This is a genomic window from Anaerobacillus sp. ABA4_114, assembly GCF_056159065.1.
This window is the reverse complement of record NZ_JBSWUM010000001.1, coordinates 3,302,261-3,324,887: the sequence shown is the minus strand read 5'-3', so window position 1 is coordinate 3,324,887 and position 22,627 is coordinate 3,302,261. Positions and strand designations below refer to the sequence as shown.

General features: G+C 45.3%; 22 protein-coding genes. 16 read left to right on the top strand and 6 right to left on the bottom strand.

Annotated elements, in window-relative coordinates:
- Nucleotides 1-100 precede the first annotated feature (100 nt).
- Nucleotides 101-1,618 carry a histidine ammonia-lyase gene (gene hutH, locus ACXAEY_RS17170; protein ID WP_474813700.1) on the top strand — a complete coding sequence of 506 codons (1,518 nt, stop codon included), beginning with the start codon at nucleotides 101-103 and terminating at the stop codon, nucleotides 1,616-1,618.
- 82 nt (nucleotides 1,619-1,700) lie between these two features.
- A complete protein-coding gene (locus ACXAEY_RS17165) occupies nucleotides 1,701-2,393 on the top strand; it encodes an alpha/beta fold hydrolase (RefSeq protein ID WP_474813698.1) in 693 nt (230 codons plus the stop codon).
- Between the two features lie 43 nt (nucleotides 2,394-2,436).
- Here ACXAEY_RS17165 and ACXAEY_RS17160 read toward each other — a convergent pair whose 3' ends face one another.
- Nucleotides 2,437-2,838: an ArsI/CadI family heavy metal resistance metalloenzyme gene (locus ACXAEY_RS17160; RefSeq protein WP_474813696.1), complete on the bottom strand. Its 402-nt coding sequence runs from the start codon at nucleotides 2,836-2,838 to the stop codon at nucleotides 2,437-2,439.
- Nucleotides 2,839-2,886: 48 nt separating this feature from the next.
- Complete coding sequence (locus tag ACXAEY_RS17155; RefSeq protein WP_474813693.1) at nucleotides 2,887-3,216, bottom strand: ArsR/SmtB family transcription factor; 330 nt, start codon at nucleotides 3,214-3,216, stop codon at nucleotides 2,887-2,889.
- 281 nt (nucleotides 3,217-3,497) lie between these two features.
- Here ACXAEY_RS17155 and ACXAEY_RS17150 point away from each other — a divergent pair, with 281 nt between their 5' ends.
- Entirely contained in the window at nucleotides 3,498-4,121 is a 624-nt protein-coding gene (locus ACXAEY_RS17150; protein ID WP_474813691.1) for a superoxide dismutase family protein, read from the top strand.
- 46 nt (nucleotides 4,122-4,167) lie between these two features.
- Here ACXAEY_RS17150 and ACXAEY_RS17145 read toward each other — a convergent pair whose 3' ends face one another.
- Entirely contained in the window at nucleotides 4,168-4,341 is a 174-nt protein-coding gene (locus ACXAEY_RS17145; protein WP_270180830.1) for a hypothetical protein, read from the bottom strand.
- A 121-nt stretch (nucleotides 4,342-4,462) separates the two neighbouring features.
- Entirely contained in the window at nucleotides 4,463-5,038 is a 576-nt protein-coding gene (locus tag ACXAEY_RS17140) for a DUF2087 domain-containing protein (protein ID WP_474813687.1), read from the bottom strand.
- A gap of 148 nt (nucleotides 5,039-5,186) precedes the next feature.
- On the opposite strand from ACXAEY_RS17140, the gene ACXAEY_RS17135 reads away from it, so the two are divergent.
- Nucleotides 5,187-5,684 carry a tetratricopeptide repeat protein gene (locus ACXAEY_RS17135; protein WP_474813685.1) on the top strand — a complete coding sequence of 166 codons (498 nt, stop codon included), beginning with the start codon at nucleotides 5,187-5,189 and terminating at the stop codon, nucleotides 5,682-5,684.
- A gap of 380 nt (nucleotides 5,685-6,064) precedes the next feature.
- On the opposite strand, the gene ACXAEY_RS17130 is transcribed toward ACXAEY_RS17135, so the two are convergent.
- A complete protein-coding gene (locus ACXAEY_RS17130) occupies nucleotides 6,065-7,414 on the bottom strand; it encodes a dipeptidase (protein ID WP_474813682.1) in 1,350 nt (449 codons plus the stop codon).
- A 264-nt stretch (nucleotides 7,415-7,678) separates the two neighbouring features.
- Between ACXAEY_RS17130 and ACXAEY_RS17125 the strand changes: the two genes are divergently transcribed.
- The 11 genes from ACXAEY_RS17125 (at nucleotide 7,679) to ACXAEY_RS17075 (ending at nucleotide 21,686) form a co-directional block, all read left to right on the top strand.
- Nucleotides 7,679-9,655 carry a hypothetical protein gene (locus ACXAEY_RS17125; RefSeq protein WP_474813681.1) on the top strand — a complete coding sequence of 659 codons (1,977 nt, stop codon included), beginning with the start codon at nucleotides 7,679-7,681 and terminating at the stop codon, nucleotides 9,653-9,655.
- A 533-nt stretch (nucleotides 9,656-10,188) separates the two neighbouring features.
- Nucleotides 10,189-11,604: an OB-fold domain-containing protein gene (locus ACXAEY_RS17120; protein WP_474813678.1), complete on the top strand. Its 1,416-nt coding sequence runs from the start codon at nucleotides 10,189-10,191 to the stop codon at nucleotides 11,602-11,604.
- Nucleotides 11,594-12,778 (top strand): acetyl-CoA acetyltransferase, encoded by a 1,185-nt coding sequence (locus tag ACXAEY_RS17115; protein WP_270180835.1) that lies wholly within the window; start codon nucleotides 11,594-11,596, stop codon nucleotides 12,776-12,778. Before ACXAEY_RS17120 ends, ACXAEY_RS17115 begins: the two co-directional genes overlap by 11 nt.
- Before the next feature lie 15 nt (nucleotides 12,779-12,793).
- Complete coding sequence (locus tag ACXAEY_RS17110) at nucleotides 12,794-13,939, top strand: acyl-CoA dehydrogenase family protein (RefSeq protein WP_474813675.1); 1,146 nt, start codon at nucleotides 12,794-12,796, stop codon at nucleotides 13,937-13,939.
- 13 nt (nucleotides 13,940-13,952) lie between these two features.
- Entirely contained in the window at nucleotides 13,953-14,390 is a 438-nt protein-coding gene (locus ACXAEY_RS17105) for a MaoC family dehydratase N-terminal domain-containing protein (RefSeq protein ID WP_474813672.1), read from the top strand.
- Between the two features lie 10 nt (nucleotides 14,391-14,400).
- On the top strand, nucleotides 14,401-14,775 hold the full coding sequence (locus tag ACXAEY_RS17100; protein ID WP_474813669.1) for a MaoC/PaaZ C-terminal domain-containing protein: 375 nt from the start codon (nucleotides 14,401-14,403) through the stop codon (nucleotides 14,773-14,775).
- Between the two features lie 12 nt (nucleotides 14,776-14,787).
- On the top strand, nucleotides 14,788-15,594 hold the full coding sequence (locus ACXAEY_RS17095; RefSeq protein WP_270180839.1) for an SDR family oxidoreductase: 807 nt from the start codon (nucleotides 14,788-14,790) through the stop codon (nucleotides 15,592-15,594).
- Nucleotides 15,594-16,655, top strand: a complete 1,062-nt coding sequence (locus ACXAEY_RS17090) for a CaiB/BaiF CoA transferase family protein (protein WP_474813664.1) — start codon at nucleotides 15,594-15,596, stop codon at nucleotides 16,653-16,655. The genes ACXAEY_RS17095 and ACXAEY_RS17090 overlap by 1 nt, the downstream gene beginning before the upstream one ends.
- Nucleotides 16,655-18,268, top strand: coding sequence for a long-chain fatty acid--CoA ligase (locus ACXAEY_RS17085; RefSeq protein WP_474813661.1), 1,614 nt, complete (start codon nucleotides 16,655-16,657; stop codon nucleotides 18,266-18,268). The genes ACXAEY_RS17090 and ACXAEY_RS17085 overlap by 1 nt, the downstream gene beginning before the upstream one ends.
- Before the next feature lie 354 nt (nucleotides 18,269-18,622).
- Nucleotides 18,623-20,248, top strand: a complete 1,626-nt coding sequence (locus ACXAEY_RS17080; RefSeq protein WP_474813658.1) for an amidohydrolase — start codon at nucleotides 18,623-18,625, stop codon at nucleotides 20,246-20,248.
- Complete coding sequence (locus ACXAEY_RS17075) at nucleotides 20,241-21,686, top strand: sodium:solute symporter family protein (protein ID WP_474813656.1); 1,446 nt, start codon at nucleotides 20,241-20,243, stop codon at nucleotides 21,684-21,686. Before ACXAEY_RS17080 ends, ACXAEY_RS17075 begins: the two co-directional genes overlap by 8 nt.
- A 58-nt stretch (nucleotides 21,687-21,744) precedes the next feature.
- Here ACXAEY_RS17075 and ACXAEY_RS17070 read toward each other — a convergent pair whose 3' ends face one another.
- Complete coding sequence (locus ACXAEY_RS17070; protein WP_474813654.1) at nucleotides 21,745-21,948, bottom strand: PspC domain-containing protein; 204 nt, start codon at nucleotides 21,946-21,948, stop codon at nucleotides 21,745-21,747.
- Between the two features lie 127 nt (nucleotides 21,949-22,075).
- Between ACXAEY_RS17070 and ACXAEY_RS17065 the strand changes: the two genes are divergently transcribed.
- Nucleotides 22,076-22,606: a DinB family protein gene (locus tag ACXAEY_RS17065; RefSeq protein WP_474813651.1), complete on the top strand. Its 531-nt coding sequence runs from the start codon at nucleotides 22,076-22,078 to the stop codon at nucleotides 22,604-22,606.
- Nucleotides 22,607-22,627 lie beyond the last annotated feature (21 nt).

The window sequence follows — 22,627 nt, the reverse complement described above, 5'->3', positions numbered from 1 at the left end:
TGTCTATAGTGATGAGTGATCAGGAGACGGCGATGGTACGCTATGTACCATTGTCGTCTCCTTTTTGTATAGCCTTGAAAAACTGGGAGGAGAATGAACCATGATATTGTTAACCGGATCTGATTTAACGTTAAAAGAGATGAAGAAGATCATATACGGAGACGAAGATGTCTCGATTCACCCGTCGAGTATGGAGAAGGTGAAGAAAAGTCGCAAAGCGGTTGAGAAGATCGTTGCGACAGGGAAGACCGTTTATGGAATCAACACAGGATTTGGAAAGTTCAGCGACGTTCTTATTCCAGATAAAAATGTCGACGAGCTGCAGCTTCACCTCATCCGCTCACATGCTTGCGGAGTTGGGGAGCATTTTCCAGTCGATGTTAGTAAAGCGATGGTCGTTCTTAGGCTCAACGCGTTGATCAAAGGTTTCTCTGGTGTGAGGCCATGTGTCGTTGAGCGTTTACGTGATCTAGCGAACGAGGGAATGATTCCCGTTATTCCGAGTCAAGGGTCACTTGGAGCTTCGGGTGATCTCGCACCGCTTTCACATCTTGCGCTCGTGTTAGTTGGAGAAGGAGAGGTTCACTACAAAGGGGACATTCGTCCAACATCAGAAGTGTATGATGAACTTGGCTATAAACCTCTTACTTTGAAAGCAAAAGAGGGTCTAGCCCTGATAAATGGGACACAGGCGATGACGGCGATGGGTGTGATCAACTATATCGAAGCGGAACGACTTTTCGACCAGAGCGATTGGATCGCTTCGATGACGCTTGAAGCACTCGAAGGAATCATCGATGCGTTTCATCCTGCTATCCACGAAGCCCGTGGGTATTGTGAGCAAATAGCTGTTGCGAAACGCATTCGCACGATTACGAGTGATAGTAAGCTCATCACCCATCAGGGAGAGAAGCGGGTACAAGATGCTTATTCTCTAAGATGTATTCCACAGGTTCACGGCGCTTCGAGACAGAGTCTTTCGTATGTAAAAGAAAAGCTTGAGATCGAAATGAACGCAGCAACTGATAACCCGCTTATTTTCGACGACGGAGAAACGATCGTTTCAGGCGGAAACTTTCATGGTCAGCCGATTGCCTTAGCGATGGACTTTTTGAAGATAGCAGTGGCTGAGATGGCGAATATCTCAGAGCGACGGATCGAAAGACTGGTGAATCCGCAGCTTAACGATCTTCCTGGGTTCTTAAGTCCGAACCCTGGCCTTCAGTCCGGTGCGATGATTATGCAATACGCTGCAGCCTCACTTGTATCTGAAAATAAAACTCTCGCACACCCGGCAAGTGTCGATAGCATTCCTTCCTCTGCGAATCAGGAGGATCACGTGAGCATGGGTACAATCGGGGCGCGTCACGCTTATCAAATCGTAATCAACGCTCAAAAGGTCGTTGCGATCGAATTGATCTGTGCGATGCAAGCGCTCGAGTATCGAGAACTGAAACACGCTTCAACATCTGTCCAGAAGCTTCATGAGGAAGGAAGAGATGTCGTCCCTACGATAAAAGAAGATCGCGTCTTCTCGAAGGATATCGAAGCGCTTTGGAAGTGGCTTAAGAGTGATCAGTTCGATTGGTCTGTGCAAGAAGAAACAACAACTGTGTAAGTTCGAGCAGCGGCTTTATTCCGCTGCTTTTGTTTATGTTAAAGTGAAGAGGTAAGAAAATTAGAAGTGGCGGTGAATGGTAATGGAACGAATTTATATGCTACATGGTTTCATGGGAACAGGAGACCTTCATTTTCAAACACAGAAGGAATTTTTCTCTACGCATTATGAGGTGATCACACCTGATCTTCCAGGTCACGGCGTATCATCGATCGAAGCGAATCAGGATTACATTGAGATGGCCGTCGAGTGGCTGGTGGAAGACTTAGAAGCGAACGGGCCGGCGTATTTACTTGGTCTTTCTCTTGGTGCAACCTTATCCATACATACTGCGATCAAACGACCTGACTTAGTAAAAGGACTGATTTTAACAGGCTATACGCCGTTTGTGCCAGAGCATCTAAAAGGAAAGCTAGATGAGCAGCATAAGCATTTCTCTAACTTGGAAGAAACAGATCCTGATACGGCGGATTATTTTAAAGAGATTCACGGTGCGAAGTGGTATGATACGTTGACGAAGGTAAACGATCTGATGACGTTTAGCTATCCGGTGATTCAAGAAGAAACGCTTGCATCGCTCGAAACGCCTACACTATTGTTAAACGGCAGCAACGAGCTGTATGAAGTAGAAGCAGCAGCTTATGTGAAGAGTAAGAATGAGCATATAAACATCGGTCTTCTCCCTGGAGCGGGCCACATTGCGAACATCGAGAACCCTCATCTCTATAATGAGATGGTGTTGGATTTCTTGAGAAGTCTGATGGTAGAGAAATAAGAAAAAGCGACCAACTCTGGTCGCTTTTTTAGTTCGTGTTGGTTTAACAACAGCTGCTTGAAACAGCTTCCTCAGGTTCCTCGCTATCTTGCTTCGTATAGAAATACTCCCACTCGTTGCCATCGGGATCTGTCACCCAGAATTTATCTTGAAGGGCATAGCAGCAGTTCGTGTTCATTTCTTCTCGAGCGAAAAAGCCTAGCTTCTCAAGTCTTTCTTTATGTCGCATCACATCTTCATGACTCTCGACCTGTAGTCCGAAGTGTCCAACCTGATTGCCCGTTACCTCATTTTTTAGATTAAGAGTGAAGTTTACGGAAGGCTCTTCAGGTAGGAACTTCGCGTAGTCATCTTTCACTTTTACAGGTTCACTGTTGAATACCTTTGTATAAAATTCGATCGAAGCCTTAAGGTCTGTTACGTTAAGTCCAATATGTGTTCTCATCTAAATCCTCTCCTTAATCAATTTTTTTTGATGTATTGGATAAAAAAATTAACATCCGTCATTTGTGCGGAACAAGCAGCAAAGTTCCTCTGATAATAAATGGTTCACTTCTTTTTTGTTCAAGCGATAGTAGCTCCATGTTCCTCTTAATTCCTTTGTGATCAGCTCTGCATCGGTAAGTATCTTCAGATGATAGGATAGCTTCGATTGTGGTAGGTTTAGCTTGTCGGTAAGGTCACATACGCACAGTTCTCCAGCTTGTGTAAGTTCGTGCATGATGTGAAGTCTCTTCTGATCTGAAAGTGCTTTGAACTTCTTTTCGTACTTAGTAAACGTGTTGTTGAGCTTTTCATCGTATAAAGGAAGGTCTAAGGCCATTTTCCTCTCACCTCTAATCATCAAATTTTCTTGATTAAGTATAGTGTAAACGATATCATTTTGGATTACAACTAATTAATCAACTTTTTTTGATGAATAAAATTGTTCGACTATGTCTCAAGTCTCTTGAAGAACAGATACGCTATCCAAATTAGAGACGAAAGAACGTCATGATAAAAAAAGATCATAGGAACATGGATGCAATTCCCATCTGGAAGGTTTACCACGTTCTTGAGTGTGTAAAGATGGTTATAACAACTGCTTAGGAGGGAGAGGTTCGTATGAAAAAATGGTATACCGTCATGGTGGTGTTGGCGTTAGCTCTTGTACTAACAGCCTGTGGAGGAAATACGTCAAACCAGGAGGAATCTGGCTCGGAGAATGATTCGACGATGGACGATGAAGGTTCCGATGAAGGCGCAACGGATGAAGGCACAAAAGAAGAGGAAGCTTCCCAATCTGTGATGGTGACGATGAAGGATGCTGAAGGAAATGAAGTAGGCACAGCTGAAATTACTGAAGAGAACAAAGGAGTCACGATCAACCTTCAAGCTTCCGATTTACCTGAAGGAGAGCACGGCTTCCACATTCATGAAACAGGAAAGTGCGAAGCACCTGATTTCAAGTCTGCAGGCGGCCACTTTAATCCAGCGGACGTTAGTCATGGAACAGAATCAGAAGATGGTCCGCATGCAGGTGATATGGAAAACCTTGAAGTAAGTCCGGACGGCATGGTTGAAAAAGAAATCATGAACGAAAAAGTAACGCTTGCTGAAGGAGAAGATAACTCTCTTCTTAAAGAAGGCGGCACAGCACTCGTCATTCACGCTGGTGCTGACGATATGGAATCACAGCCATCTGGTGACGCGGGAGATCGCATCGCATGTGGTGTGATTGAGAAGTAAGAAGTGAATTAAGAAGCACTGCAAGTTGCAGTGCTTTTTTTGATCGCTAATTCCTTTCCTCTGGTTGATTCTCGCTGTGAAGTTCTAACTTTCTATTCTCTAAATCTAGTTTCTTATTTTCTAGCTCTAATTCTTTCTTTTTTAAGTCGTATTTGATGACAAAGTATAAAAAAAGAAAAGACATCCCAACTATGATGATAATAAAGACAAATAGATCCACACGTATCCCCCCTAGATAAAATGGCTCCTTCGTTTAACCCTATTATATCTCTTTCTATTGTTATATTTAAAAATTGCCTATAAATAACCGCTAAAAAAAGAAGAGAGCACATTCCGTGCTCTCAATCGATCGTCGCCCACATTTCTTCTGGGTTTAGTTCATAAATGTTATTTTCCCGGTACATGAAATGATTGATGATAAATTCTCTTCGAATCGTCGCAAAGTCAGGATGGAACTTTTTAATATACTCATTGATCTCTTTTTCAGGATACTTTTTCCCACGTTCTAATCCGTTGATCAAGTGCTTGAGTATAATGATTTTCTTTTTGCGCTGAGAAGGGAGCTGCTTTAACGTTCCGTCTTTTGCCATAAAGTTATTGACCACTGCTTGTGTTTTCATTGCATCGTCCTCCTTCGTTTGTTCAGGATGATAAAGCATGTTAGACAGGGCTTCAGAATAGGAACGGAACTTCTTTTCATCTATGTAGTAGTAGATGGTGTTCTTGTCTCGTCGCTGATAGACGATGCCGGTATCTCTTAATTTCATCATATGATGTGTGATGGTAGGCGCTTTTAAACCAAGCTTGCCAGCGATCGCTTGTCCATGAAGGGGACCAGTAGCGAGTAAAGTAAGTATGCGTATACGTGTTGGATCTCCGAGTGTCTTATGAAAATTTACGAGTCTATTTAACTGCAAAACGTTATCCTCCTTTCTTATAGTTAGATGAGTATCTAATTAGATGATAGTCTAATTTGTTGGTTGCGTCAAATAGGAGAAGGGCAATCGCCATGTGGAACTATGATAAGCTATTATTAACTGACTAAATGGTAAGAGGTGGAAGAAGATGAAGAAAGAAGTAGAGAGAGCGATTCGGTACCGTCAGGAAGGCAACCATCAAGAAGCGAACGAAATGTTCGTTCAACTAGTAAAAGAGCTTCCAGAGGATGCTTCGGTTCATTATCAGTGCGCCTGGAGCTTTGATGTATTAGGAAAAGAGTCCGAAGCGGTGCCATATTATGAAAAAGCGATCGAGCTAGGACTTCCCACTGAAGAGTTAGAGGGAGCGCTGCTAGGTTTAGGAAGTACATATCGAACGTTAGGAGACTACGAGAAATCGAAAGCTGTCTTTTTAAAAGGGATGGAGACCTTTCCTAAGAACAGGGCGATCCAGGTGTTCTATTCGATGACGCTACATAACCTCGGGGAACACGGTGAGGCGATGGAACTCTTGCTTACGAATTTAGTAGAGACGACGAATGATGACGCGATCTTGAGCTACCGTAGAGCGATTGAATTTTATGCGGATAAGTTGGATGAGGTGTGGGAGAAGGGAGCGTTTTGAAGGAGATTACACTCGTTGGGGTATCTTCGAGCTGGCTCCTGTTCTGTTTATTGTCTAAAATCAAGATTTATTAGCTAAAACTGAGATTTATTGTCCAAAATCCGAATTTATTAGCCAAATTGAGAGTTTATTAGCTAATTAAAAGCATACTAGTCTAATAAAAGAAGGAAAACGCCAGCGGTGCACGGCATCGCTGGCGTTTTGTATGGGTAAAAGAGGGGGGAGAGAGCTGGATATCAGCGACAATCTGGATATATCAGCGAAATTGAGAATATATCGGCGAAAATCTGGATATATCAGCGAAATTAAGAATATATCAGCGAAAATCCATTTATATCGGCGAAACTATCGCCCCGGGTAAACAACTCCCCGCATACCTCCTACAACGACTCCAAGTAAGCCACAACCGTCTCGATCCCCTTCGTAAAGTTCTCTAAATGAAAATGCTCGTTTGGCGCGTGAAGATTTTCAGATGGAAGACCGAAGCCCATGAGGACTACGGGTGCGTCGAGCACTCTTGCGAAGACTTCGACGATTGGGATTGAACCGCCTTCTTTCGGGAAGAGGGCGCGCGTTCCGTACACGTTTTCATAGGCGTCGGCTGCTTTTTGAATCATCGGGTTTCGAGAATCGAGAGCAACCGGTCTTGCCTTGATGAACTGTTTAACGGAAAGCGTTGTGCCTTCTGGGCATTGTGCTTCAAGGTGTTTTTCGATCAGCTCATAGATGTGCTGTGGATCTTGATCGCCAACAAGACGGCAGCTGATCTTTCCGCTCGCTTCAGACGGAACGATCGTTTTGATGCCGTCTCCCTGGTAGCCTCCTGTGATGCCGTTGATTTCAAGGGTCGGACGGATGCCAGTTCGTTCTTTGAATGAGAAGCCTTCTTCTCCATGTAGAGCAGATAGGCCGAGTTCTTTTTTCATCGCTTCCTCGTCAGACGGAATTTCTGCGATTTCTTTTCGAAGCGTATCGGTTAGTTCAGGGACGCCTTCGTAAAAGCCTTCTACGGCAATTTTGCCATTCTCATCATGAAGAGAGTCGAGAAGGCGGACGAGTGAGTGAACAGCATTCGGAACGCCGCCACCGTACACGCCTGAGTGAAGATCGGTGTTTGCTGTTTTCACGTTTACTTCCATGGCAAGTGCGCCGCGAAGCGACGTGCAGATCGCGGGTAAGCCTTTTTCAATGAATGACGTATCTGAAATGAGCACCGTGTCACAGCTTAGCTTTTCACTTTCTTCATTAATAAAAGGATCGAGGTTAGGGCTCGCGATTTCCTCTTCGCCTTCGATGCAGAACTTCACATTAACAGGGAGCTTGCCGTGTTCGTTCATTAAAAGCTCCATCGCTTTGATGTGGATGAAAAGCTGCCCTTTATCATCAGTCGCACCGCGGGCGAATAGCTTATCGTCCCGGATGACGGGTTCGAAAGGAGGGGTTTCCCACAGTTCGAGTGGATCTGCGGGCTGCACGTCGTAGTGACCATAAATGAGCACAGTTGGTTTTCCTTCTGCATGAAGCCAGTCGGCGTATACGATTGGATGGCCTTCTGTTTCGATGATTTCGATGTTTTCCATGCTAGCTTTTTTGAGCGCGTCTGCAATAAAGCCAGCTCCTTTTTGTACATCCTCTTTGTAGGCAGGATCGGCAGAAATACTAGGGATCTTCAAGAACTCTTTTAGTTCATCGAGAAATGATTCTTTATGTAGTGCGATGGTTTCTTTCATTGCTAGAACCTCCTTCAGGCTATCAGTCCTTCTATTATAATAGACGGCGCATGTGTAGACAAAAATGATGGTAGTTAGAATGATAGGTTTTCTCGCATTCAGTCGTTATCAAGCGGAAAAGGTAGTGTGAGCAAGCTTATCCGAAGAGAACTCTTCATACGGCTGATTTTGTAAAAATATAAAAACATTTTACAAAAAAAGGTTTCTATTCATCAAGAAGCGGGTACAAATTGCTATCTTAAACTAATTGGGGGATGTGTGAGTATGAAAACTTCATATTCAAATCATGATCAAGAGCAGTTTGCGAGAAGTCTGCAAACGTTGTCAACAGGTTCAAATCCAGCTGTAGTAGATGATGTTCTTAGACATGCGGCTGTTTTGATCGATAGCAATATGTTTGATGAGCTGTATGAGCTTGTAGAGGAGTATGAGAATGCAGGCATTTTTCAGGATGGTCCGTGGGAGAATCCACGAAAGCTCCAGCCTAAGCTCGTTTCTGGTTCATTTAAAATAGATGGTAACTATTCTATATTTGAAGTGTTGAGTGAGTTAAGGTTATTGGCGATTGCGAAAGGCGATCTTCAGCATTCGAAGCTGAAAGCGGAAGAAGCGAAGGATTTGCTTACGACGATTATGGCGTTGAACTTAGAACTCATTTTCCCTCCTGAAACAGAGGAAGCTCGCATCAGTCAAACAGAAGAAAACAAGCGCGGGATCTTATTATTTCAATATCTCGCGAACAAACTATCATTAGCTTCTCTCGCTCCAACGTTCGTGAATGAAATCGATCGGCTGACGTCACAGCGACCGATCATGGTCAACCGCATCGTGGAGATGATCAGCTACGCTGAAAACTTATTGGATGAGCCAGATCTCACGCCTGAAGGGAAAGCGAGTATTCAGCGGTATATCGATAGCTTGAATGGACCGACATCGTTGAGTAAAACGTATCAGCAAGAATATGTGAAAAAGTTCATGGCACTTTCAAAAGCAGAAAAGGTGTCTGAGGCCGATGCGTTTGCGAACATCATGCGTGATACGGGTATCGTGTCACCTATTCATGCAGACCTTGTGAGGGAGTTAGCTCAGCACGATGAGACAGAACTCCTGACGATTGCGCTTGATCTTACGGAAAAAGGTGAAGCAAATTTAAACGAGCATTTTGAGATCGTGAAACAAATCATCACCCTCGCGATTCATCGGTCAACGTGTCAGGCTCTTTACGGGCTTGCGAGGATGCTCGAGCGAGGCGTTCTATCATCCCCGCCCGTTATTCCAGCACTCGAACGGATCGTGGAGCTTGAGCTTCTTCCGGGAGTTGAAAAAGATCTGTTAGCTTCTCGTAACCTTTCTGAGGACGTTACGGCAGTTGGTCTTTTACTGTCTGGTGTTGTGAGCGTTCTAGGACAGCCGCTTGGAATTGGGCAAGGTCTGAACCCAACGTGTCAGTCTGCGCGGGGAATCAGTCTTTGGTCACAGCATGATCCGGGTTATTTATTAGAACTGTTAACGAGAGCGTGTCGCGATGGCGAAGTGGATATGATGTTTGAAGGAATCGAGATCAACTCATCGCTTCTTTCAGGAGGACTTGCACCGGATCTTCATACGGAGCTCGATCCCGTTTCACTAGTGTTAGTGCCACACTTAGATCGCATCTACGATGATATGATGAAGCGTTGTGCGTTAAGAGGAGAAGATGGACACAAATGGGTGAACCCATCTTTTTATGGACAATGGATTTCAAAAGAATTTTCATCCTGTATTCAGCCGGTCACAGGTGCCGTAGCGGATTATGACGAGTTCGCAAAGCTATTTTATGCGACTCACCATCCAGATTTCAACGGCGGGCATCAGCTCATCTATCCGAACCCGGTCGGGATTTTTGTTACGACTGCGAATGCTGATCTTCTTGGACTGCATGCGATCTCAATTCAAAGAATCGCACCTGATCCTTCAGGTCAGATGAGGGTGTACTTTTACAATCCGAATAACGACAGTGGCCAAAACTGGGGACAGGGAATCAGGTCAACGGTTCGAAACAATGGAGAAGAAGAAGGAGAAGCATCCCTACCGTTTGATCAATTCCTTTCCCGGGTGTATGCGTTCCACTATAATCCGAATGAGATGGGCAGTCTAGAGGATGTCGATCTGAGTCTAGTCGAGAAAGTTACCGAGCTTGCTAAAAACAGCTGGGGACAAACGTATCAATGGGTCGATCTTAAAAATCCATTCGTACTATAAACAAGTAGGTGCCTTCCGATACAGGAAGGTACCTCAGTTTGTCGAGAAACCTATGTCAATATTCGGTGCTCCCAATACCGTAGTCGATGACGATCGCATGCTTTCCGCGGACGAACGTCCAAGCCCGAGGTGAAACCCACACCCCGGTCTCGGCCGCCCGTTCTACCGCAGGAGTCCGCGATCGTCTCTCTTACTTGATGAGAAATTATATAAAACGAACGTTCCATCCAATGGTTAACAGACAGATATTACACTATCCATTAACAATAATTAGAATGGGAATGATCAACTACTTTCATTTAAATACCGAGACTTTCTCTACACTCTAAGGTACCTTCCCAATCAGGAAGGTACCTTTTTTATTTTAAAGAAATATACTGCAATAATGATGAGTCGAAAGGAATTTGACGATTTTTACCGAAATGTTGTTACATGCTTGATTTCTGAATATTGTTATAATTATTATACTCGAAAAATTCGTCTGGGTTTATAGATGGTGAACCAGCGGATAAGCAAAGAACAGGAGGCTAACCATGCAAGGGATTATCGCATATGAAGTGTACCTTCCTCATCACCGCATTTCAAAAAAGGAAGTCGCTGGCTTTCATGGCGGCTATGCTGGAAAAGGGACAAAATCTGTCGCTCATTATGATGAAGATAGTCTAACGATGGCGGTAAACGCATCGCAAGCGTTAGGTGACGTACTAGAGAAGAACCAGCCTGGAGCGGTGTACTTTGCATCGACAACGTCACCGTATCAAGAGAAATTGTGCAGCGTGACGCTCGCTAAAGCGCTCCACCTTCCTGCGAATACTGGAACGATCGACTATGGAAATAGTCTTCGTGCTGCTACGAACGCCATACGAGCAGGTATGAACGCAGTCGAAGCGAGGAAAGGATCCATTCTTGTGAGTTTGGCCGATCGAAGGCTCGCAAAGCCAAAAAGCCCACTCGAAGCTGAAATGGGGGCAGGGGCCGTATCTTTTCTTCTCGGAGAAGGGGAAGATGTACTCGCAGAGTTGATCGGGTCATCACAAGTGGCTGGGGAACAAATGAGTCAGTGGCGAACCGCACAAGATCAATTTCTAAGACAGTGGGAAGATCGGTTCATCGCGCATTCCGTTTCAGATGCAGTTCTTCAATGTGCTCATGAGCTTCTGAACAGCACGAGCAGGTCGCTCGAGAGCATCGACACCGTCATCGTAGCGGGACCAACCGAAAAGCTTTCGATCACATTGGCAAAACAGATCGGCGCGAAGGAAGAGCAAATAAACTATATTGGTGATGCGAGTATTGGGCATCTTGGTACGGCAAACGGTCCTTATATGCTTACAAAGGCACTTTCAGAAAGCACTCCCGGGCAGACGATCCTATGGCTTCAGGCAGGAGATGGATGCGAAGGAATGCTATTTCAGACAACAGAAGCGGTTTCTTCTTACAAACAAAAGAAAACGCTTTCACACGGAACAACCGTCAGTTACAGCGATTACTTGCGCTGGTACGAATTGTTAGAGGTGGACGAAGGAAGGCGCCCTGGAGCAGCTACACCTTCAGCGCCGGCTTTGAAGCGAAACTTAGATCAGATCCTAGGTCTTTTTGGATCAGAGTGCATGAATTGTGGGCAGAGCTATTATCCGAAGCAGCGCGTGTGTGTGAAGTGTCATGTGAAAGATGAGATGAAGCCGTTCTCACTCCAGGGTAAACGAGCGAAGGTTGCAACCTATACGGTCGATTACCTTGCCACTTCTGTGTCGCCTCCGACGATTTTTGCGGTGGTCGATATCGAAGGTGGAAGCAGGTTGCTTGCTCAAGCCACGGACTGCGGTCCTGAAGAGATTTCGATCGGTACTGAGGTGGAGTTCAGCTTCCGTAAGTTATATGAAGCAGGAGGAATCAATAATTACTTTTGGAAAGTCGTTCCAAAGAGAGGTGTTCATCATGAGTCGTAAAGGAATTCACGATAAGGTTTCGGTCGTTGGGATGGGGTGTACGAAGTTTTCAGAGCACTGGGATAAAAGTACGGATGATTTGATTATCGAAGCAGCGCACGAGGCCTTGAACGATGCGGGAATCGAGCTTAAGGATGTTGAAGCGGCTTGGATCGGGACGATGGATTCAGGCTATGCGGGCATGACGCTTTCAGGTCCACTTAAGAGCGACTATATCCCGGTTACGAGGGTCGAGAACATGTGCGCGACGGGGTCTGAAGCGTTTCGAAACGCGTGTTATGCGGTCGCAGCCGGGGCGTATGATGTGGCGCTCGTCGTTGGTGTTGAGAAGTTAAAGGACTCTGGATATAGCGGACTCGTTATGAACTCATCTCCTGGAGATGGAACGTCCCCGAATATTACTGCTCCGGCATCGTTCTCGTTGCTCGCTCCGGCATATTTTAATCGATATGGGCTCGAAGCAAAACAAGGGAAAGAAGTTTTGGCCCGAATCGCATGGAAGAATCATGCGAACGGAGCGTTGAATAAGAAGGCTCAGTATCAAAAAGAGATTCCGATGGAGCGGATCATCAATTCGCCGATGATCGCAGCTCCCCTCGGCGTACTCGATTGCTCTGGCGTCGCAGATGGGGCGGCGGCTGCCGTGATTGTTCGAACAGAGGATAGTAAAAAATATCGAAACGATCCGATGCTCGTTAAAGCGCTCAGTATCGCGGCTGGACCCGGTGAGGGCATGCTGACGCAGGACTTTGATTTTACTAGCATTCAAGAAAACGTTCGGGCTGCAGAAGATGCGTATAAGCAGGCAGGGATTAAGAACCCAAGGAAAGAGATCGATATGGCAGAAGTGCACGATTGTTTTACACCGACTGAGCTTGTGATTTATGAAGACCTCGGTTTTAGTGAGCGAGGAGAAGGGTGGAAGGATGTCCAAAACGGACGCTTCGATCTAAAAGGAGATCTTCCGGTGAATCCAGACGGGGGATTGAAATCGTTCGGTCATCCGATCGGTGCAAGCGGGCTTCGGATGTTGTATGAAATGTACCTTCAGTTTCAAGGAAAAGCGGATAAGCGTCAGTTAGATGATCCGAAGATCGGGTTGACCCATAACCTTGGCGGCTATCCGTGGCAGTGTGTCTCGTTTATCTCGATTGTAGGGAAAAACCTCTCTTAAGAAGGAGCTAAAAAGATGAAACATCCGTATTTAACAAACGATCATGAAGCGTTCCGTAAGTCACTGCGTAAGTTTCTCGCTAAGGAAGCAGAACCGTTTTATGAAAAATGGGAAGAAGATCGCCTAATTCCGCGGAGCTTCTGGGAGAAGTTAGCGGCGCAAGGGTACCTTTGTCCGACACTTCCAGAAGCGTATGGCGGTTTTGATGCTGACTGGGGCTATGCGGTCATCATCAATGAAGAGTTGGAGCGAATCGGATCAGGGCTCGTTGGCGTTGGGCTTCATAACGACATCGTTGTACCGTACATTGAATCGTATGGAACAGAAGAACAAAAGAGGCGATGGCTGCCAAAGTGCGTGTCGAGTGAAATCATTACTGCGATCGCCATGACGGAGCCTGGTGCAGGTTCAGATCTCGCGAACATCAAAACGACGGCTGTTCTAGAAGGTGACCACTACGTTGTGAATGGGTCAAAGACGTTTATTACGAACGGCATCCATTCAGATCTTGTGGTTGTAGCGGTGAAAACGGATCCCAATGCGAAGCCTGCGTATAAAGGTGTGAGCTTACTTGCGGTTGAGGGCGATCATCCGGGCTTTTCAAGAGGAAGAAAGCTTAATAAAGTAGGTCTTCACTGTCAGGATACGGCAGAGCTGTTTTTTGAAGATTGTCGTGTTCCGAAAGAAAACCTGATCGGTGAAGAAGGCAAAGGGTTTCTTTATTTGATGGAAAAGCTTCAGCAGGAGCGCTTACTTGTCGCGATCGCTGCTCAGGTAGCGGCTGAAGATATGTTTGAGATGACGATGCAGTATATTCAAGAGCGGAAGGCATTCGGTCAAAGCATCTCAAAGTTTCAGCATATTCAGTTTGAGATGGTCGAAATGAAAACAGAAATCGAGATCGGCAGGACGTTTCTCGATTCACTGATCGCTGAACATATGGAGGGGGAAGACATCGTTACGAAAGTGTCGATGTCGAAATACTGGCACACGGATATGGCAAAAAGCGTTTCACAGCGCTGCCTACAGCTTCATGGCGGCTATGGCTATATGGAAGAATACAAGATTGCGAGAAGGTTTCGTGACATTCCTGTGTCGGCGATCTATGCCGGAACGAATGAGATTATGAAAACAATCATCGCTAAAAATATAGGATTGTAGAAAGGGGGATAACATGAGCGCAATTCAAAACAAGGTCGGCATCGAAACAAAACCATTCACGTTTACAGTTGAAAGAGGGAAGGTGCGGGAGTTTGCAAATGCCATAGGGGATGATAATCCGATTTACCACGATGTTGCGTTCGCGAAGAAACAGGGGTACCGTGATCTGCCGGTACCTCCAACATTCGCGACTGTTATCGATATGTGGGGCGGTGCGAGTTTTGAAGATTTGATTGAGATGCTAGAGGTCGATCCATTGAAAGTCTTACACGGAGAACAAAGCTATGAGTATATGAATCCGGTTTTTGCAGGCGATACAATCACCGCAATGATGAAGGTGGTCGATCAGAAAGAAAAGGGCGGGCTAACCCTGTTCACACTCGAAACGCTCTATCGAAATGAGAGAAACGAGAACGTACTACTCGCAAGGTCTGTTGTAATCGAACGATAGGAGGGATAACGTGTCAGCACTACAACCAGTTAAGAAGAAGCCGATCACGCATTCACAGCTTGTGAAGTATGCAGGTGCGTCTGGTGATTTTAATCCGATTCATACGGTCGTACCCGTGGCGAAAGAAGCAGGCTTACCTGATGTGATCGCACATGGCATGCTCGTCATGGGGATGGCAGGGCAAGCGTTGACGACGTGGTTTAAACCAGAACAGTTAAAGGCATTTCAGGTGAGGTTCAAAAAAATGACGCTTCCAGGTGAAGCTTTAACCGTAAAAGGATTTATAAAAGAAGAAACCGATGAGAACGTGTTGATCGGTGACATTGTCGTTGTGAATGAAAAGGATGAGAAAAAACTATCGGGTACATTTCACGTACAGATGTAGGAGGAATGAGCTATGTTAAATGATCAAGTTGCCATTATCACAGGGTCTGGCCGAGGCGTTGGACGAGCTGTTGCATTAAAGATGGCTGACGCTGGAGCAAAAGTCGTTGTATCGGATAAAGATGAAGCACCAACAGAAGAGGTCGTGAACGAAATAAAAGAACGTGGTGGAACGGCAATCGGATTCGCTGGTGACGTCACAGCTGGTGACTTTGCGACTTCGATTATGGAGAAGGCCGCATCCGAGTTTGGGGGCGTCGATATTCTCGTGAATAACGCAGGCTACACGTGGGATGGCTTGCTTCATAAAATGACCGATGAACAGTTCCAAGCCATGCTCGATATTCATCTTATCGCACCGTTCAAGCTTACGAGGGCTGCAGCGCCTTATATGAGGGAAGCCGCGAAGAAAGAGATGGAAACGGGTGAAGCGAAGTACCGGAAGATCGTCAATGTGTCCTCCGTAGCAGGTGTGATGGGGAATGTTGGACAGGCGAACTATTCCTCTGCAAAAGCGGGCATGATCGGCCTCACAAAAACCGTAGCACGGGAATGGGGAGCGTTTAACATCAACTGTAATGCTGTAGCGTTCGGTCTGATCGATACGCGCCTGACGCAATCGAAGGAAAAAGGCGAAACGGTAAACGGCGTTCCGGTCGGGATTCCAGAGAAAGTGAAGAAGATGTTCGAACAATCGATTCCACAGCAGCGTGCGGGAACGGCTGAAGAAGCGGCTGAGGGAATCTTCTATTTGGCATCTCCGTTATCAAATTATACGAATGGACAAGTTCTTCATATTAACGGCGGTTGGTATACGTGATGCTTGAGGGCGTCAGGGTACTGGATTTTACGCAGTACTTACCAGGACCTTATGCTACGCAGCGGCTAGCTGATCTCGGAGCTGAGGTCATCAAGGTGGAGCCTCCGAACGGCGATCCGGCAAGGCAGATGGCAGATGGGCTCGTCTATGAAGCAAACAATCGTGGAAAGAAAAGCATTGCGGTCGATTTAAAAGATACAGCGAAAGTGAACGAATTAAGTGAGATTCTTCAAACGGTCGATGTTGTGATCGAAAGCTTTCGCCCAGGCGTGATGAAGCGTATCGGGCTTCATTATGATGAAGTAAAGAAGATCAAGCCTGATATCGTCTACTGTTCCCTTTCTGGATTCGGGCAATCAGGGACACATGCTCACCTTGGGAGCCATGATTTGAACTATCAAGGATTAAGCGGGCTGCTTTCTCAACATCTAGATGGAAATGGAAGACCTGTACAGCCAACGTTTACAACTGTGGATTATGGTGGAGGAATCGTTGCCTCAGAGCGTATTTCAGCTGCACTTTTTCAAAGGGAGCGAACAGGAAATGGGTGTTACCTCGATCTTGCTTTGAATGATGTCCCGCTAACGATGTTAGGCACGCATGCTTTGTATCACTTGAAAAAGAACAAGCAAGATGGCCCTGATTTTATAGATGGAAGCGTAGTGTGCTACGGACTGTACGAAACGAAGGATTGTCGGTTCGTATCGCTCGCAGCACTAGAGCCGCATTTCTGGAAGAACTTTTGCTATGGAGTTGGAAAAGTCGAATGGTTGCCGCACGCTTTTTCGCCTGTTAAGAGTGATCTTCATGAAGAGATCAACGTGCTTTTCAAAGAGAGAACGATGGCAGAATGGACTTCGTTCGGTGAATCGCATGATTGCTGTTTATTCCCTGTATTAAACGTAAAGGAGGTGATGGCTCATTCGTATGGTCCGGAGCGAGGACTAGTAAGGAGAGGTGAGCAGGTACATATCGTGACGAACCCCAATGCTGTTGGCCAATCTGCACCACTTTTAGGACAGGATAAGATCGACACATTTAAAAAGGAGCGTGATCAATAATGATGAACACACCTTTGATTCTGACAGGATTGATTAATCGAGCAGAGCGTTATTTCCCGGATAAGGAAATTGTGTCACGGACATTAAGTGGTACACAGAGGTTTACGTATAAAGAGTATGCGAAGCGAACGAGGCGACTCGCTAGTGCATTGACAAAGCTTTCGATGAAGGAAGGAGACCGAATCGCTACATTCGCATGGAATCACCATCGTCATTTAGAAGCCTATTTTGCGGTACCTTGTTCGGGAGCTGTCCTTCATATGGTTAACATTCGTTTATCACCTGAACATATCGCTTACGTCGTTAACCACGCAGAAGACAAAATTCTTATGGTCGATGAAGATCTCGTTCCTCTGATCGAAAAAGTTCAGGATAAACTGACGACGGTAGAAACGTACATCATCATGAGTGATAAAGAGACGCTGCCTGAGACAACTCTTTCACCAGTGTACTCTTATGAAGAACTGTTACAAGAAGGAGACGAAAATTTCCAGCTTCGAGAAGATCTCGACGAAAACGCTCCTGCTGGGATGTGCTATACGTCTGCGACGACTGGTAATCCGAAGGGAGTCGTCTACTCTCATCGCGGAATCGTTCTCCATAGCATGGCTACAGGGTTAGCCGATTCTCTAGGACTTTCTGAACGCGATGTGTGCTTACCAATCGTGCCGATGTTCCATGCGAATGCTTGGGGGCTGCCGTTCGCTTCAGTATGGTTTGGAACGAAGCTCGTCCTCCCTGGTCCAAACATGACACCTCAAGTCATCGCCTCACTTATACAAGAGGAAAAAGTGACCGTGACAGCAGGCGTGCCGACGATTTGGCTAGCTTTTGTGAATCTACTTGAGAAAGAAAGCTATGAGATCAGTAGTTTACGAGCTGTCGTGTGCGGAGGCTCAGCAGCACCGAAGAACATTATTCGTGCATTTGAAGAAAAGCATAACATTCCGTTTATTCAAGGGTACGGGATGACAGAAACGAGTCCAATCGTCTCTCTTTCAACGCTATCTAGTGAAATGGACAACCTTACAATGGAAGAAAGAATCGACACCAGAGCTACGCAAGGAATGGTGATTCCGGGGCTCGATGTTCGCGTGATCAATGAAAATGGTGACGTCCCGTGGGATGGAAAAACGATGGGAGAACTGATCGTACGTGGACCTTGGGTTGCAAGTGAATACTACAAAGATGAACGAACGCAGGAATCGTTCCGTGACGGTTGGCTATACACTGGGGATATCGCGAAGATCAATGACGATGGGTACATCCAGATTACTGACCGATCGAAGGATTTAATTAAAAGTGGTGGGGAATGGATTTCATCCGTTGACCTTGAGAATGCTCTTATGACGCATGATGCTGTTTATGAAGCTGCTGTGATCGCAATTCCGCACCAAAAATGGCAGGAGCGACCCGTCGCATGTGTCGTCCTACAGGAAGGATATGCCGACATATCAAAAGATGAACTCATAAACTATCTCTCTACTCAATTTGTTAAATGGTGGCTCCCTGACGATATCGTATTTATGGATGAAATTCCGAAAACGTCTGTCGGGAAGTTTTTGAAGAGGGCGCTCAGGGATAAACTGAGTGAAGAGCTCGTCCTGGAGTAGGAAAAGTTGTTCTCGTTAGTGATGAAACTAGCATTCTAGCACGATTCATTGAAAGCCTGATTGAGTTTTAATCAGGCTTATTGTTTTGCTTCACGATCAGCGCTGTTACATAATGGTAATTTGATATTTATAAAGAATATTGATAAAATTCAAAATAATAAATAGAAAAATAAGAGAAACTGTCTATTCTAATCGACTTCACTGGCTCAAAGTGAAGCGGTCCGTTAGAAAGAAACCAGTTTTATGCCAGGAGACAAGTATAGCCAACATACTACTCGTGTGCATAAAACTGGTTTTTTTATGGAGTTGGGGAGGGAGACATTCAAAGTCTACTAAAATGAAAGGTGAGTGAAGATGACGGAAGCGGATTTGATTTTTGTGAATGGAAATGTACTAACGATGGATGATGAAAAGCCTTTTGCGAGTGGAGTGGCCGTACGAGACGGCGTGATCGCGTACATAGGAGAAACAGAAGAAGTCCTAAACTGGAAGGGGAAAGAAACCACCGTTACAGACTTAAATGGCAAGACATTGATGCCGAGTTTTATCGAAAGCCACATTCACCCAGCGATTTATGGCTTAAGCATGTTAAAGCTCAATTGTACGCCAGAAGTTACGCCTTCGATCGAAGCGATCTTAACAAAGATCGAAGAGGAAGTAGCGAAGACTCCTGAAGGACACTGGATTATAGGATGGGGCTATGATGATAGCAAAATGAAAGAGAAGCGGCACCCTACCCGATGGGAACTCGATCGAGTGGCACCAAATAATCCGGTTGTGTTAGAACGAGCGTGTGCCCATATGGCAGTAGCAAATACGAAGGCGCTCGAAGAAAGCAGCATAACTGAAGAAACGCCTGTATCTGGAGGAAAGATCGAGAAGGATGAGAATGGAGAGCTAACAGGTTTGCTTCAAGAAAAGGCTCAAGGGCTCCTTCACATCCCGGAATATCGTCTCGAAGAACGAGTGAAGGGCATGAAAGAAGCGCAAGAAAAATTTGCGTCGTGGGGGATTACGACCGTCCATTGTATGTCGACTCAAAAAGATGATATGCAGTTGTATCAAACCATGCTGGAGAATGAAGAGCTGAAGGTTAGGATTCGGCCATGGATTTGGGCGATCGATCAAAATGGTTTCGACGGTGCGCTAGAGGAGGTGCTAGGCACAGGCTTACGAAGTGGTTTTGGGAACGACATGCTTAACGTTCAGGGGTTGAAATTTATGTTGGATGGAAGTGTTGGTGGAAAGACTGCTGCTTTTTTAAAGCCATACATTGGAACAAAAGAAACAGGTATTCTTTATAACGACGCTGAGGAAATTGCGCCTCTTATGCAAAGAGGGATCGAAGGAGGATTAAGAGTCGCCATCCACGCGATCGGTGATCGCGCCATTGAGGTAGCTCTTGATTCATTTGAAAAAGTAACTAAGCATCATTCGATCGACCATATGCGAAACAGAATCGAACACTGTATCTTTCCACACTCAAATCAGATTTTACAGATGAAGAACCTCGGACTGCTAGCAGGTTCATCGATCGGTTTCCTCTATCATATCGGTGATAATTATTTAGCGAAATTAGGAGATGAGCGGATGTCGTCTGCTTTTCCTCACCGATCGTTTAAACAAGCAGGTGTTCCTGCACCGGGAAACTCTGATCTGCCTGTAACAGATGGAAATCCGTGGACTGGAATTTATGGAGCTGTTACTAGAAAAACGTCGAGTGGACAAGTGATCGGGTTAGAAGAAGGTATACGGGTCTGGGATGCTTTAAAAGCGTTTACGGTGGATGCCGCTTATAGCTCTTTTGAAGAAGAAACTCTTGGCGTGATCAAGCCGGGTTCAAAAGCCGACGTCATGGTGATTTCTCACAATCCATTAGAAATCGATCACGAAGAACTGTTAGACATTAAAACGGAAAACACGTATTTAGAAGGAACAATGGTTTATAGTTCAAAGAAGGAAGGTGAACCTATTGTTTAGTAGCCAGCAAGAAACGTTGTTGATTACGATCATTGCCGTCTACTTTGTATTTTTATTTGGTCTATCGCTTTATGTGAATCGAAACGTTAAGACGTATGAAGATTATAATGTTGCAGGGCGGTCGACGAGACTGATGCCGCTTATCCTTACGTTTGTTGGTACAGCGATTGGAGGCTCGATCTTACTCGGCTATATGACAAAAGGGTATCTTTTTGGAATGGGGCAGCAATGGCTCGCGATCGGTTTTACACTAACCTCGATCGTTATTGCGGCTTTTCTATTGAAACGGATTCGTTTTCTAGGAAAAAAGTACAATATGGTCACGCTAGGTGATTTCACGGCGCTGCGGTTCGGAGAGGGCGCGAGAATTCCTACTGTTTTAAGCGTTCTTTGTGCATATGCAGCCGTTACGGGTATGCAGTTCGTTGCGATCGCTACGATATTGAAGTTGACGATAGGACTCAGCATGACGACTGGGATCATCATTAGTTGGGCACTTATGACGTTGAAAACCTATTTTGGCGGCCTCAAGTCGGTTATGATTCAGGATGCGATTCATGGAACGATTCAAACAGCAGGAATCTTCTTTTTACTCGTTGTCATCATGTTTCTTGTTGGTGACTGGGGAGCACTTGCTGATCAGGCGAGAAATGCTGAAGGTGGAAATGCGCTGAGCATCTTTAATATCAGTGCTTCTGAATTCTTCGTGTATATGCTTACGATCGGAGCCTACCAGTTTGTGAGACAAGATTTATGGCAACGTTTTTGGGCAGCGAAAGATGATCGAACTGCAAGCGTTGGGTTCTGGTCAGCGATCGTCCTTGGCTTTTTAACGGCTGCGGTTACTATTTTCATAGGATTCCTAGGAAAGTTCGGGCTTAACTTAACGAATATCGATCCAGCCTTGATCTATTATGAAATCATCGGACAAGTACTGCCATTCTCACTCGTTGTCGTGATGCTGATTGCATTGCTAGCAACGGTTATCTCTTGTGCCGATTCGTTCTTCCTCGCAGCGGCATCATCGATCGTGAATGATGTTGTAAAACCGAGGGTCGGTGAAGTTGGGGATAAAAAGATGCTCACGTACAGCCGGATGTCGGTTGTATTCGTTTCGATCATCGCTCTCTTGCTTGCCCTTTATATTCCTCAGCTCGTCACCCTTTGGATAACTGGAACGGCCATGCTTGTGTCTGGGCTATTAGCTCCTGTATTGTTCGGGTTATTCTGGAGTCGAACAACCAAGTTCGCAGGCTTCACCGCAATGTGGGCTGGACTGATCATCGCAGTCATATGGCAAGTTGCAGGCCATCCTTTTGGTCTTCATCCTGTTTTCATTGGCCTACCTTTATCCGTGGTTACGGTAGTGACGTTAACGTTAGGCTCAAAGGGCGAAAAGGAAGATACGGTGTTTTCCGATTTAAAGAAGATAGGATGAATTTGAGGTGAAGATAAGATGTAAACTCCTTGGCTTCTAGCCAGGGGGTTTTCTATGTTCAATCATTCAAAAGAATTTCTTCATCTGTTGGCAACAACAAAGCTAAAGCAAAATATAGAAGTAAAGATACTTCGGTAAAGAAAACGGTAAGTACAATGAATACGAATCGCATTGTTTCTGCTTGAATGTTTAAGGCAGCACTTATTCCACCGATGACACCAAGCGCCACCTTATCAGTTGTTGATTTATATAATTTTTTCAACGTACTCCTCCTAACGGTTGTTACCTTTTTCTACGGATCGTCGTTGAAGAAGTTTCAATAAAAAGGAATTTGCCCCATTTTGTAGAAGGTAGTTGAGGGGCAACGGGTAAGGAAAGGGGCGTTCTAGGTGAAGAGTGTACAGAATCTTACCATGATTGAAGACGTTGAGGGGTTCACTCCTCACATTTCAAGACTCGTATCGATGATGAACTATGCGAGGCATACGACGGAAGAAGCGATCGCTGGGTTAACCGCTGATCAGCTTGATTTTCAACTTGATGATGAAAGCAATTCAATTGGGATGCTGCTGCAGCACATGGTCTCGCTTGAAAAGGCATTTCAAATCATGACGTTTGAACAGCGAGAGCTTACGGATGCTGAGTGGGATGTGCTTGGTACCGCAATCGAGTTAGGTGAACGTGCGAGAAGCGAGATACGCGGTCGTGACCTTGACTACTATTGGAGTGAAATGAGTTTAGCGCGTGAATACACGCTTCAAGAATTAAAGAAGAAAGACGATGACTGGCTCGAAATCGTTACCCCGTATGGTTGGGATGAGAAAGCGAACCACTATTTCAAATGGTTTCATGTAATGGAAGATGAGTTGAATCACCGGGGACAGATCAGGTTGATTCGTAAAAGGATTACGAAGCATTGAGGTGAAAGAGTTGCATAATGG

What these genes read in the sequence shown, in the direction of transcription:
- ACXAEY_RS17165 (WP_474813698.1), top strand. Translation starts at nt 1,701, where the DNA reads ATGGAACGAATTTATATGCTACATGGTTTCATGGGAACAGGAGACCTT.
- ACXAEY_RS17095 (WP_270180839.1), top strand. Translation starts at nt 14,788, where the DNA reads ATGTTAAATGATCAAGTTGCCATTATCACAGGGTCTGGCCGAGGCGTT.
- ACXAEY_RS17110 (WP_474813675.1), top strand. Translation starts at nt 12,794, where the DNA reads ATGAAACATCCGTATTTAACAAACGATCATGAAGCGTTCCGTAAGTCA.
- ACXAEY_RS17130 (WP_474813682.1), bottom strand. Translation starts at nt 7,414, where the DNA reads ATGAAAGAAACCATCGCACTACATAAAGAATCATTTCTCGATGAACTA.
- ACXAEY_RS17135 (WP_474813685.1), top strand. Translation starts at nt 5,187, where the DNA reads ATGAAGAAAGAAGTAGAGAGAGCGATTCGGTACCGTCAGGAAGGCAAC.
- ACXAEY_RS17160 (WP_474813696.1), bottom strand. Translation starts at nt 2,838, where the DNA reads ATGAGAACACATATTGGACTTAACGTAACAGACCTTAAGGCTTCGATC.
- ACXAEY_RS17115 (WP_270180835.1), top strand. Translation starts at nt 11,594, where the DNA reads ATGAGTCGTAAAGGAATTCACGATAAGGTTTCGGTCGTTGGGATGGGG.
- ACXAEY_RS17090 (WP_474813664.1), top strand. Translation starts at nt 15,594, where the DNA reads ATGCTTGAGGGCGTCAGGGTACTGGATTTTACGCAGTACTTACCAGGA.
- ACXAEY_RS17120 (WP_474813678.1), top strand. Translation starts at nt 10,189, where the DNA reads ATGCAAGGGATTATCGCATATGAAGTGTACCTTCCTCATCACCGCATT.
- ACXAEY_RS17105 (WP_474813672.1), top strand. Translation starts at nt 13,953, where the DNA reads ATGAGCGCAATTCAAAACAAGGTCGGCATCGAAACAAAACCATTCACG.
- ACXAEY_RS17155 (WP_474813693.1), bottom strand. Translation starts at nt 3,216, where the DNA reads ATGGCCTTAGACCTTCCTTTATACGATGAAAAGCTCAACAACACGTTT.
- ACXAEY_RS17150 (WP_474813691.1), top strand. Translation starts at nt 3,498, where the DNA reads ATGAAAAAATGGTATACCGTCATGGTGGTGTTGGCGTTAGCTCTTGTA.
- ACXAEY_RS17085 (WP_474813661.1), top strand. Translation starts at nt 16,655, where the DNA reads ATGATGAACACACCTTTGATTCTGACAGGATTGATTAATCGAGCAGAG.
- ACXAEY_RS17080 (WP_474813658.1), top strand. Translation starts at nt 18,623, where the DNA reads ATGACGGAAGCGGATTTGATTTTTGTGAATGGAAATGTACTAACGATG.
- hutH (WP_474813700.1), top strand. Translation starts at nt 101, where the DNA reads ATGATATTGTTAACCGGATCTGATTTAACGTTAAAAGAGATGAAGAAG.
- ACXAEY_RS17125 (WP_474813681.1), top strand. Translation starts at nt 7,679, where the DNA reads ATGAAAACTTCATATTCAAATCATGATCAAGAGCAGTTTGCGAGAAGT.